The 10,516-nt window shown below is 71.1% G+C and carries 11 protein-coding genes and 2 pseudogenes; 10 read left to right on the top strand and 3 right to left on the bottom strand.

Features of this window, described 5'->3' with window-relative positions; genetic code table 11:
- Positions 1-338 (bottom strand): annotated as a pseudogene (locus E1281_RS42225) (dihydrofolate reductase); the annotation flags it as partial.
- A 245-nt stretch (positions 339-583) separates the two neighbouring features.
- Here E1281_RS42225 and E1281_RS31500 point away from each other — a divergent pair.
- From E1281_RS31500 to E1281_RS31470, 7 genes are all read left to right on the top strand, one after another.
- Positions 584-1,255: a M15 family metallopeptidase gene (locus E1281_RS31500; RefSeq protein ID WP_131883356.1), complete on the top strand. Its 672-nt coding sequence runs from the start codon at positions 584-586 to the stop codon at positions 1,253-1,255.
- Positions 1,252-2,376 carry an alanine racemase gene (gene alr, locus E1281_RS31495; protein WP_131883355.1) on the top strand — a complete coding sequence of 375 codons (1,125 nt, stop codon included), beginning with the start codon at positions 1,252-1,254 and terminating at the stop codon, positions 2,374-2,376. Before E1281_RS31500 ends, alr begins: the two co-directional genes overlap by 4 nt.
- A gap of 13 nt (positions 2,377-2,389) precedes the next feature.
- On the top strand, positions 2,390-3,382 hold the full coding sequence (locus E1281_RS31490; RefSeq protein WP_131883354.1) for a D-alanine--D-alanine ligase: 993 nt from the start codon (positions 2,390-2,392) through the stop codon (positions 3,380-3,382).
- Positions 3,383-3,489: 107 nt separating this feature from the next.
- Positions 3,490-4,185, top strand: a complete 696-nt coding sequence (locus E1281_RS31485) for a response regulator transcription factor (protein ID WP_131883353.1) — start codon at positions 3,490-3,492, stop codon at positions 4,183-4,185.
- Positions 4,178-5,293, top strand: coding sequence for a HAMP domain-containing sensor histidine kinase (locus tag E1281_RS31480; protein ID WP_131883352.1), 1,116 nt, complete (start codon positions 4,178-4,180; stop codon positions 5,291-5,293). The genes E1281_RS31485 and E1281_RS31480 overlap by 8 nt, the downstream gene beginning before the upstream one ends.
- Positions 5,283-5,588: a nuclear transport factor 2 family protein gene (locus E1281_RS31475; RefSeq protein WP_131883351.1), complete on the top strand. Its 306-nt coding sequence runs from the start codon at positions 5,283-5,285 to the stop codon at positions 5,586-5,588. The genes E1281_RS31480 and E1281_RS31475 overlap by 11 nt, the downstream gene beginning before the upstream one ends.
- A gap of 307 nt (positions 5,589-5,895) precedes the next feature.
- Positions 5,896-6,306 (top strand): DUF3592 domain-containing protein, encoded by a 411-nt coding sequence (locus E1281_RS31470; RefSeq protein ID WP_165959192.1) that lies wholly within the window; start codon positions 5,896-5,898, stop codon positions 6,304-6,306.
- A 175-nt stretch (positions 6,307-6,481) separates the two neighbouring features.
- On the opposite strand, the gene E1281_RS31460 is transcribed toward E1281_RS31470, so the two are convergent.
- Both E1281_RS31460 and E1281_RS31455 read right to left on the bottom strand, forming a co-directional pair.
- Complete coding sequence (locus E1281_RS31460) at positions 6,482-7,210, bottom strand: DUF4097 family beta strand repeat-containing protein (RefSeq protein WP_207943598.1); 729 nt, start codon at positions 7,208-7,210, stop codon at positions 6,482-6,484.
- A 222-nt stretch (positions 7,211-7,432) separates the two neighbouring features.
- Positions 7,433-7,795 carry a nuclear transport factor 2 family protein gene (locus E1281_RS31455; RefSeq protein WP_131883349.1) on the bottom strand — a complete coding sequence of 121 codons (363 nt, stop codon included), beginning with the start codon at positions 7,793-7,795 and terminating at the stop codon, positions 7,433-7,435.
- A gap of 175 nt (positions 7,796-7,970) precedes the next feature.
- Here E1281_RS31455 and E1281_RS31450 point away from each other — a divergent pair, with 175 nt between their 5' ends.
- From E1281_RS31450 to E1281_RS31440, 3 genes and pseudogenes are all read left to right on the top strand, one after another.
- Positions 7,971-9,443, top strand: coding sequence for an AlkA N-terminal domain-containing protein (locus tag E1281_RS31450; protein ID WP_131883348.1), 1,473 nt, complete (start codon positions 7,971-7,973; stop codon positions 9,441-9,443).
- A 19-nt stretch (positions 9,444-9,462) separates the two neighbouring features.
- On the top strand, positions 9,463-9,972 hold the full coding sequence (locus tag E1281_RS31445) for a methylated-DNA--[protein]-cysteine S-methyltransferase (RefSeq protein WP_131883347.1): 510 nt from the start codon (positions 9,463-9,465) through the stop codon (positions 9,970-9,972).
- A gap of 78 nt (positions 9,973-10,050) precedes the next feature.
- A pseudogene (locus tag E1281_RS31440) lies at positions 10,051-10,389 on the top strand (DNA polymerase III subunit beta); the annotation flags it as partial.
- Positions 10,390-10,516: the final 127 nt, after the last annotated feature.

Raw genomic sequence — 10,516 nt, 5'->3', positions numbered from 1 at the left:
CGGGGGCGGTGGGTGAGGACGAAGACCGGTGTGTGGAAGGGCGGGTTGGCGCCCCAGGGGCCCTTCCAGTCGGGGTCGTCCTGCCATCCGGGTGGGCCGAACTTGCCTGCGCCCATGATCTCGGCGCCGATGCCGGGCTCGTGCAGGGCGGCGAAGGCGTGGTCGGCGCCGGTGCTGCCGCCTGGGGCGCCGGTCATCTCGCCCCAGAACCGGGTGGCGAACATCCATTCGTGCAGGCGTTCGCCCGCGTGGCCGAACGGGGCGTCCGGGCCTGGGTCGGCGCCGGTGCCGAACCCATCCAGCGAGATCGCGAAGTTGTGGACGCGAACCTTGGACATCAGGGTGCTCCTTCGTTCCGTCGGCGCCGCCGTCCGGCGCCGGTCACCAGAAGGTCGGAGCCGCCCCGGCCGTCTCGACATCACCTCGCCGATCTTTTTGAGATCGCTCACCACGTGGGCGTCCAGGCAGGCCAATACCCCTCCACCAGCAGAAGCACCTGTGCTGCACAGGGAAAAGGCGTGTATCGCGGGCGTATCGAAAATCGCATACGCCCTCGCAACGGTCGCTCGTCTTCCGTGGGGGCATGGCGAAACCACCTTTGGCGAGCAATGCGCGCGTCCTGGCGATCGTCACCCGGCTCGTCGCGGTGCTGCTGGTGCCGGTCGCCTTCTGCCGCGCGCCGGGACGGGCCCGCTTCCTGGCCTGCCAGTGGGCGCTGGCCCTGCGCTACCCCGCCGAGGACCTGCGCGGGCTGGCACCGGAGACGCTGACGGCGTTCACGCACGCGCGGGCCGAGGCGTTCTGGCGCGACGGGCAGCTGATCGGCCTCACCTCGGGGCATCGCGACGCGGCGGAACAGCACCGGATCTTCACCGAGGAGGTCCGGCGCACCGGCTCGGTGCGGGCGGCGCGGCGCCGGGTGCTGCCACCGGAGGAGTCCAGCCACGTGCGCGGGCTCGCGCTCGACGTCCGTCCGACCGAGGGCGCGCGGTGGCTCGAACGGCACGGCGGGCGGTACGGGCTCTACCGCGTCTACGACAACGAGTGGTGGCATTTCGAGTACCGCACGGTGGAGCCGGTCCGGCTGCCGCACCCGGACGCCGCGGCTTGGCTTTCCGAGGACCGCGCCGGATACGGGCTGTGCCGGGTCTACAGCAATGGGGCCTGGCATTACGAGCTGTGTCCCGATGCCATCGACGACGGTTGCCCGCCGGTGCGCGCGGGCTCGGTCAAGGACTTGGGGATACGGCCATGAACCGGGTCTCGGTCGCGCCCCAGCGCCGAGCCTCCGGGGCGCCGACCTTGCAGACGCTGCCGGTGGCGGTCACCGCGAACGTCGCCAGGATTCGTGCGCGGACACCGAGCACGATCATGGCCGTGGTCAAAGCCGACGGTTACGGCCACGGCGCCGTCACGGTCGCCAGGGCCGCCGTCGCCGCCGGTGCCGGGTGGCTCGGGACGACGAGCGTCGCGGAGGCCCGTGCGTTGCGTGCCGCCGGGTTGGCGGTGCCGATCCTCGCGTGGCTGCACCCGTCCGGGATCGACGCTGAGGCGGCGGTGGCCGCCGGGGTCGATGTCGCTGTCGGGTCGGTGGACGAGCTCGGCGCTCTCGTCGCGCACGCCGCGTCGACCGTGCGGGTTCACCTGCATGTGGACACCGGCATGTCCCGTGGGGGCTGCCGGCGCAGGCAGTGGGACGAGTTGATCGGTCTCGCTCAGCGCGGTCAACGGGCTCGCAGGGTCCGTGTCGTCGGCGTCATGGGCCATCTTCCGCTGGCCGACCGGGCGGACCCGGCGGCGAACGCGCCGGCGGTCGCCGGTATGCGCGAGGCGCAGCGGGCGGTCCGGGCGGCGGGGCTCGGCTCGCCGGTCGCCCATCTCGCGGCCACGTCGGGGACGCTGACCGACTCGGCGACCCATCTCGGGATGGTCCGCGTCGGGGCGGGACTCGTCGGCATCGATCCGTCCGGGACCGTGGCGATGCACGGCGCGTCCCGCCTGACCGCGCCGATCGTGCACACGACGGCGGTTCCGGCCGGGACGCCGGTCGGTTACGGCGGCGCGTATGTCACCGATCGCGCGGCCCATCTGAGCGTCCTGCCCGTCGGGTATGCCGACGGAATCCCGCGAGAGTGCTCGCCCCAGGCGGGCGTTGAGATCCGCGGGCGCCGTTTCCCGGTCGCCGGACGGGTCTCGATGGACCAGATCGTGATCGACACCGGCGCCCTGTGCTTCCCGGCCGGCACGTCCGCGACCGTGTTCGGCCCGGACGGGGGCGCGGTCCCGTCCGTCCAGGACTGGGCTCGTTGGGCCGGGACCATTCCACACACCATCGTCACCGGCATCGGGCCGCGTGTGAGAAGGAGCACCGCTTGAAGAGGAGTACCGCATGACACGGCGAATCGTGGTGGTCGGCGGCGGAGAGAGCGCCGAGCATGACGTCTCCCTGTCCACGGCCACGGCGGTCGCGCAGGCGTTGCGTTCCAGCGGATTCGACGTGGACGAGCTGACCATCGGCCGCGACGGGCTGTGGAGGCGGGGAACCGATGCGCTCGGGTCACGGGCCATCGGCTCCCTGGCGGCGGCGCTGGCCGTCATCGAACGCGCCGACGTCGTCTTTCCCGCGGTCCACGGCCCGTCCGGCGAGGACGGGACCCTCGCGGCGCTGTGCTCCCTCACCCACACGCCGATGGCCGGTTCGGGCCTGCGCGCCGGTGCGCTCGGCATGGACAAGTGGGCGGCCAAGCTCGTGGCGCAGGCCGTCGGGATCCGCACCGCTCCCGGACGGCTGGTGGCGGCCGCACAGATCGCGGACGTCGAGTTCGAGACCGATGTGGTGGTCAAGCCCGCTTCGGCCGGGTCGAGTTTCGGCGTCGCCCTGGCGCGCGACGGCGCCCGGCTATGCGACGCGCTGCGCTGCGCGGCGCGATTCGACGACCGGATCCTGATCGAGGACGTCGTCGTGGGCCGGGAGATCGATGTGGCCGTCCTGCGCGAGGCCGACGGTCGCCGCTGGGCGTCGCCGCCGCTGGAGATCCACAACGACGGCCTGTTCGACACCCGGTCGAAGTACGACGGTTCGGCGCGGTTCAGCGTGCCCGCCGGCATCGACGGCGCAGACCGGGCGGCCCTGGCCGGGGCGGCGCTGCGGATGTTCGACGCGCTCGGCTGCGCCGGTGTCGCCCGCATCGACTTCTTCCTCACCGACCGCGGACCCGTCCTCAACGAGGTCAACACCATGCCGGGAATGACGGCCGCCTCCCAGGTGCCCAGGATGTTCGCCGCTGCCGGACTGCCCTACGAACAGCTGGTCGCGCGCCTGGTCGACGCCGCCGCCGTGCCCGCACCCATCGGCCCGGGAGTTGAGCCTGTGACGTCATGACCCGGCCGGTCCGGCCAGGCCGGAAGGCGCTGCGAAAGGCAGAGGCCGTCCCGGGCGTGTCCGGTTCGCATACGTCGGCGATATGTGGTGCCGCATAGCCTTCAGGCATGCGCGTTCTGATCGTGGAGGACGAGCCCTACCTGGCCGAAGCCGTCCGTGACGGGCTCCGGCTGGAGGCCATCGCCGCCGACATCGCCGGTGACGGGGACACCGCCCTGGAGCTGCTGGCCGTCAACTCCTACGACCTGGCGGTCCTGGACCGCGACATCCCCGGCCCGTCCGGCGACGAGATCGCCCGGCGGATCGTCGCCTCCGGCAGCGGCGTCCCGATCCTCATGCTCACCGCCGCCGACCGGATCGACGACAAGGCGTCCGGGTTCGAGCTCGGCGCCGACGACTACCTCACCAAGCCGTTCGATCTCCGGGAGCTCGTGCTGCGGCTGCGGGCGCTGGACCGCAGGCGCGCGTACGCCCGGCCCCCGGTCAGCGAGATCGCGGGCCTGCGGCTGGACCCCTTCCGCCGGGAGGTCTTCCGCGACGGACGCTACGTCGCGCTCACCCGCAAGCAGTTCGCCGTGCTCGACGTCCTCGTCGCCGCCGAAGGCGGTGTCGTCAGCGCCGAAGAGCTCCTGGAGCGGGCCTGGGACGCCAACGCCGACCCCTTCACCAACGCCGTCCGCATCACGGTCTCCGCCCTGCGCAAACGGCTCGGCGAACCGTGGCTGATCGCCACGGTGCCCGGCGTCGGCTACCGGATCGACACAGGCAGGGACCCCGTCCACCCGGGCGGCGCCCGTGAATAGGCGCCCAGGGCTCAGCACCCGGCTCAAACTCACCCTCAGCTACGCCGGATTCCTCCTGCTCGCCGGCGCTCTCCTGCTGGCCGTGGTGTGGTTGTTCCTGCTGCGCTACGTCCCGGACGGCGCGCTCGTCGCCGGACCGGGGAGCGGCGTCCGCGGGGCGCCGGTCCAGCGGGTCGCCCCCACCCGCTCCGACCTCCAGCGCGCCTTCGCCCCCCGCGCGGGCCAAGCACTCTTCTTCCTCCTGGTGTTCGGCCTCCTGGGGGGATGGCTTCTCGCCGGCCGGATGCTCGCACCGCTCACGCGGATCGCGGACGCGGCGAGGACGGCCGCCAACGGATCGCTGTCGCACCGGATCCGCATGGAAGGCCCCAACGACGAGTTCCGCGAACTCGCCGACGTGTTCGACACCATGCTCGAACAACTGCAATCCCACGTCACCGAACAGCAGCGGTTCGCCGCCAACGCGTCCCACGAACTGCGCACGCCGCTGGCCATCTCGCAGACACTCCTGGACGTGGCACGCAGCGACCCCACGCGCGACCACGGCGAACTCATAGAACGCCTCCACACCGTGAACACGCGGGCGATCGACCTCACCGAGGCCCTCCTGCTGCTCAGCCGCGGCAACAACAGGAGCTTCACCCGGGAGACCGTCGACCTGTCCCTCATCGCCGAAGAAGCCACCGAGACGCTGCTTCACCTCGCAGAACGGCGCGGGATCACACTCGACGTCACCGGCGAGGCGACGCACACCGCCGGTTCTCCGGCGCTCCTCCTGCGGGTGGTGTCCAACCTCGTCCAGAACGCGATCGTCCACAACCTCCCCACCGGCGGCACCGTGACGGTCCACACCGAATCGCGGCACGACGCGAGCGTGCTGCAGGTCGAGAACACCGGCCATCGGCTCCCGGCGCAACTCCTGCCGACCCTCACCGAACCCTTCCAGCGCGGGACGACGCGCATCCGCACCAACGACCACGCCGGCGTCGGACTCGGGCTGGCGATCGTGCAGAGCATCGTCCGAGCACACGACGGAACCCTCGACCTCACACCCCGCCCCACCGGCGGCCTCGTCGTCACGATCCGGCTCCCCCGGCATCCGCGGTAGCCGGGCCGCCGCTCGGAGCGGTGGTCCCGCCGTCAGCGGGCGGGGCGTCGACGCGCTGGTCGCGCAGGCGCGCCGCAACCACACGGTGCCGACCCAGCACTTCATCACCGGCCCGCTGATCGACGTGCACGGCGACCGGGCCACGATCGCGGCGAACCTTCTCGTCGTCTTCGCGCACGAGGGCGCGCCTCGCCTGCTGGGCGAGCGTTACGAGCTGGAAGCCGCCCGCGCCGAGAGCGGCTGGCGGATCTCGCGGGTACAGGCCCGTCCGATCTGGGAGGTATCGAATGTCTGAGATCGGGGTCCACGCCATCCGGGGCGACGCGCGAGGCGACGGGATGTGAACCAGGCCGCCGGGGACATCCGGCGCTCGCGATCGCGTTCGCCGGAGTTGCCCTGGTCAACACGGCCCTGCTGACCATGGACCGCGAAACCCGCCTGCGCGCCGCCGCCGAATGAGCGGATGACCCCGAGATCGGTCGCACTTTCTCCGAGCAAACGCGGTGGCGTGTTCCCTCTCCTGCGGCAGCCTCTGCACCCGAACTTCAGGACACCCTGAGGCGTCCCATTGCTCAGGGGGCCCACCGGGTGGAGGGGGCAGAGTGTCGGGTGAACTGATTGCCATCCTGGCCACCGGGGCGGTCGGAGCAGGTCTTCTCGTGGGCTATTTGCGGGACGTCGTGCACGTGTGCCTGCTATGGCGACGCGGCATACGCACGACCGGTGTAGTGGTCGGCCACCAGACGGTGGGCGAATCGCGGCGGACACCCGTTTTCGCCTTCGTGGACCAGCACGGAAGCCGGGTGGCCTTCAAGTCGATCGTGCGCATGGACACCGAGATGGAGCCGGGCCAAGAGGTGCCAGTGGTGTATCTGGCGCGCAAGCCGAAGGTCATGCTCCTTTTCACACGCAGGAACATGGTGAGGTCGCTGCTGGAGAACTCGGGTCTCCTGGTCCTGGGATCGGTCTTCCTCGGTTTCGCCGTGGCCGTCGTGGTCGGTTGGCCCGGATAGGCGAGCCGGCCACCGGAGCGCCTTCTCCGAGGATGAGCCGTCCGGCGTCCGGGTGGTCGTGGCGCACGCGGCGCCGGCCCTCGTAGGAGGGGATGCCGGCGTCCTCGGGCCGCAGACGCGCCCTCCGCGACCTGAGGAACTCGCCGACTTCGACATTGCGCGCCATGCGCCGGGGCTATCCGGCGGGCTTGGCGGTGATGTCCCCGTTGTCAGTGGTCAGGTCGAGGCGGTGCTCGGCGGACGGGTCGTCCGGGACGCTGACGTTCCGGTCGCCGCTGCCGGTGCGCGCCGAGACGCGGTACGGTCCGGCCGGGACGGTGACCGTGACCTCCCCGTTCGACGCCTTGGCGCGGATGTTCTGCGCCTTGGCCGGTACCAGGGTGATCTCGCCGTTCGACGTCTCCACGTCGGTGCCGCCGCCCTTCAGGCCGTGTCCCTCGATCTCGCCGTTGGACGTCCGCGCCTTGACCGTGCCGCTGATGTCGTCCAGGCGGATCGAACCCGACTCGGTCGATACGTCCACCTTCCCCACGCGGGACAGGTCGATCGCGCCGTTGGACGTGCCGCCGCTCACCGCGACGCCCGCCGGCAGATCGACCGTGTAGCTCACCGAGCAGCGCGAGCCGCAGTCGCCCAGCGTCAGGACGCCGTTCTCGATCCGGTGCGTCGGCCCCTCCGGTCTGTCGCCCCGGTACTTGATCTTGCGGTGGACGGACATGTCCGCCTCGGACGCCCCGCCGCGCAACGTCACGCGGCCCGAACCGATGCCCTCGATGTGCACCGCGGTGATGCCGCCCTTCAGCGCGGCGTCGTCCTCGTGGGTCGAGGCGAACGCCATGCCGCATGCGCTGAGCGCGGTTACGCCGGCCGCGGCCAGGACGACGATGGAAAGCTGGCGACGCACGGTGGCCTCCTTGATCTAGCCGAGCGTTGCCGAGCCTAGGAAGCCGTGCGCCGAACGGCCGTCCCGCCCCGGAGCGATGTTCGCCCTAGCTCCCGTGGCGGAGCCTGCCGCTGCGGATAGTACGAACGGGGGCCTGGGTAGCCGCTCCCTGCGGCGCACCGTCAGCTCTGACCGCCGTGGGCGGCGTGCCGGGTCGGACGTCCGGCGCGCCGCCGGAGGGCGTCAGGCGGGCACCTTGTCGAGGAAGCCGTGGACGCGGTCGAAGCGGCCGTCGTCGGCGAAGACCGCCACATCGAACCCGACCACGAGCGCCTCGCCGCCCTCGGGGCCCAGTTCCCAGGTGAAGCGGGCCACGTTGTGGTGGGCGTCCACGGTGCCCGCGGGGCGGAAGACCATGCCGGGGAACTGCTGCTGCGCCGCGCCGACGAAGGCGTCGATCGCGTCCCGTCCCTCGGCCACGCCGAGCGGGTCGACGTACGCGGGGTGTTCCGTCCACAGTTCGTCGATCGCGGCGCGCCGGGCGGCGGGATCGGTCTCGTTCCAGATGGCCAGGTATCGCTCGACCCGCTGCTGAACATCGCTCATGTCATGACTCCCGCCTGATCGGCCGGGTTCGTCCCGGTGGCCCCTACGCTGCCAACCCCGCGTCGGAAGATCGATTACCTGGGACGTCATGGCCGGTGCGCACGGGGCGGCGGCGCGACGATGATGTCGGTTTCCCGCTAGTGGAATCGCGTGACCATCGGTGATGCTGGGAGGCATGCACGAGGACGCGGAAAGATGCGTGCGGGCCGTCCAGGCGAAGGACGCCCGCTTCGACGGATGGTTCTTCATCGGGGTCGTCACCACCGGTATCTACTGCCGCCCCAGCTGCCCTGTCGTGCCGCCCAAGCCCGAGAACATGCGCTTCCATCCCAGTGCGGCCGCCGCGCAGCAAGCCGGGTTCCGTGCCTGCAAGCGCTGCCGGCCCGACACAAGCCCCGGCTCACCGGAATGGAACCACCGTGCGGACGTCGTCGCCCGTGCGATGCGGCTCATCGCCGATGGCGTCGTCGACCGTGAGGGCGTCCCTGGTCTCGCAGGACGGCTCGGTTACAGCACGCGCCAGATCGAGCGTCAGCTCAACGCCGAGTTGGGCGCCGGTCCACTCGCCCTGGCGCGGGCCCAGCGTGCGCAGACGGCGAGGCTCCTCATCGAAACGACGGCCATCCCGATGGGCGACGTGGCCTTCGCGGCGGGCTTCGCCAGTATCCGCTCCTTCAACGACACCGTCCGCGAGGTGTTCGCGCTGACCCCGACCGAGCTGCGCGACCGAGTCGCCAAAGGGCACCCGCCCGCCGGGTCGGGCGCGCTGTCCCTGCGGTTGCCCTTCCGGGTGCCGCTCTGCCCCGACAACCTGTTCGGCCATCTCGCGGCCACCGCCGTCCCGGGCGTGGAGGAGTGGCGCGACGCCGCGTTCCGCCGCGCGATGCGCCTCCCCCACGGGCACGGCATCGCCACGCTCCGGCCCCGGCCCGACCATGTCGCCTGCACGCTCACCCTCAGCGACCTGCGCGACCTCACCATCGCGATAAGCCGGTGCCGCTGGATGCTCGACCTCGACGCGGACCCCGTCGCCGTGGACGATCTGCTCCGCACCGACCCTGTCCTTGCCCCTCTGATCGACAAGGCCCCCGGACGGCGCGTCCCCCGCACCGTGGACGCCCCCGAGTTCGCCGTCCGCGCCGTCCTGGGCCAGCAAGTGTCCACGGCGGCGGCCCGGACCCATGCAGGACGACTGGTGACCGCCTACGGCGACCCCATAGACGACCCAGGCGGCGGACTGACGCACCTGTTCCCGACCCCCTCCGCCCTAGCGGAACTCGACCCCGAGGCACTCGCGTTCCCGAAGACCCGGCGCACCACGCTCATGACCCTCGTAGGCGGGCTCGCAAGTGGTGAAATCGACCTCGGCGTGGGGAGCGACTGGGAGGAGGCCCGCGCGCGCTTGTCCGCCCTTCCCGGCTTCGGTCCGTGGACCATTGAGACGATCGCGATGCGTGCCCTCGGAGATCCCGACGCGTTCATCCCAGGCGACCTGGGGGTCCGTGCCGCTGCCATGGATCTCGACCTCCCCACGACGCCTGCTGCCCTCACCCGTCGCGCCGCCCGATGGCGTCCATGGCGCGCCTACGCCGTGCAATACCTGTGGGCCACAGGCGACCACCCCATCAACCTGCTCCCGACGTCCTGACCAAGAAAGGATCGCCTACATGAACCCGACGCACGTCGTCGTGGACAGCCCGGTAGGCCCACTGACACTGGTGGCCCGAGACGGCGCCCTGTCCGGCCTCTACATGGAAGTGCAGCGGCACCGTCCAGCCGAGGAGACCTTCGGCGCGCCCGGAGACCCAGGTACCGACCCCTTTGCGACCGTCGCCGAACAGCTCTCCGCATACTTCGCTGGTGAGCTGACAGAGTTCGACCTGCCGCTCAACCTCCACGGAACACCCTTCCAGAAGCGCGTCTGGGCATTGCTTCAAGAGATCCCCTACGGAGACACCGCCACTTACGGCCAGCTCGCCGTCGACATGGGAAATCCGTCCGCGTCCCGGGCCGTCGGCCTCGCCAACGGGCGGAACCCCATCGGCATCATCGTTCCCTGCCACCGCGTCATCGGCTCCACAGGCGACCTCACCGGCTACGGCGGCGGGCTCGACCGCAAGCGCTACCTCCTCGACTTCGAGCGCACGACCCACGCCGCCCAAAGCGCCCTCTTCTGACTGTCCGACCCTGGGGATAACGTGCTAGTCATGGCCGGTCCCCGGCCATGGCAAGCCGTCGCGGAAAGGCAGACCAAGGTGGAGTTCCGAGTCGACCGGCAGACCCTCGCCGACGCCGTGGCGTGGGCGGCGCGGACGCTGCCCGCACGCCCCGCGCTCCCCGTCCTCGCGGGCATGCTCATCGAGGTCACCGACCAGGGAGAGCTGTCCCTGGCGGCGTTCGACTACGAGGTGTCCGCCCGCGCCTGGGACGCGGCCACCGTCACCGAGCCGGGGCGCGTCCTCGTCCCCGGGCGGCTCCTGTCGGACATCGTCCGGAACCTTCCTCCACAGCCTGTGGATATCTTCACGAAGGGCTCGGAGGTCGTGGTCCGGTGCGGCCCCGCCGAGTTCGGCCTCCTCACGCTCCCCGTCGAGGTGCAATACCTGTGGGCCACAGGCGACCACCCCATCAACCTGCTCCCGACGTCCTGACCAAGAAAGGATCGCCTACATGAACCCGACGCACGTCGTCGTGGACAGCCCGGTAGGCCCACTGACACTG

This window comes from Actinomadura sp. KC345, from assembly GCF_004348515.1.
GTDB lineage: Bacteria > Actinomycetota > Actinomycetes > Streptosporangiales > Streptosporangiaceae > Spirillospora.
Note: the sequence above shows the minus strand (reverse complement) of the source record. Positions and strands in the feature narration are given on the sequence as shown.

Excerpts from the sequence above, each read along its gene's own strand:
- E1281_RS31500 (WP_131883356.1), top strand. The coding sequence starts at position 584 with ATGGCGAAACCACCTTTGGCGAGCAATGCGCGCGTCCTGGCGATCGTC.
- alr (WP_131883355.1), top strand. The coding sequence starts at position 1,252 with ATGAACCGGGTCTCGGTCGCGCCCCAGCGCCGAGCCTCCGGGGCGCCG.
- E1281_RS31490 (WP_131883354.1), top strand. The coding sequence starts at position 2,390 with ATGACACGGCGAATCGTGGTGGTCGGCGGCGGAGAGAGCGCCGAGCAT.
- E1281_RS31485 (WP_131883353.1), top strand. The coding sequence starts at position 3,490 with ATGCGCGTTCTGATCGTGGAGGACGAGCCCTACCTGGCCGAAGCCGTC.
- E1281_RS31455 (WP_131883349.1), bottom strand. The coding sequence starts at position 7,795 with ATGAGCGATGTTCAGCAGCGGGTCGAGCGATACCTGGCCATCTGGAAC.
- E1281_RS31450 (WP_131883348.1), top strand. The coding sequence starts at position 7,971 with ATGCACGAGGACGCGGAAAGATGCGTGCGGGCCGTCCAGGCGAAGGAC.
- E1281_RS31445 (WP_131883347.1), top strand. The coding sequence starts at position 9,463 with ATGAACCCGACGCACGTCGTCGTGGACAGCCCGGTAGGCCCACTGACA.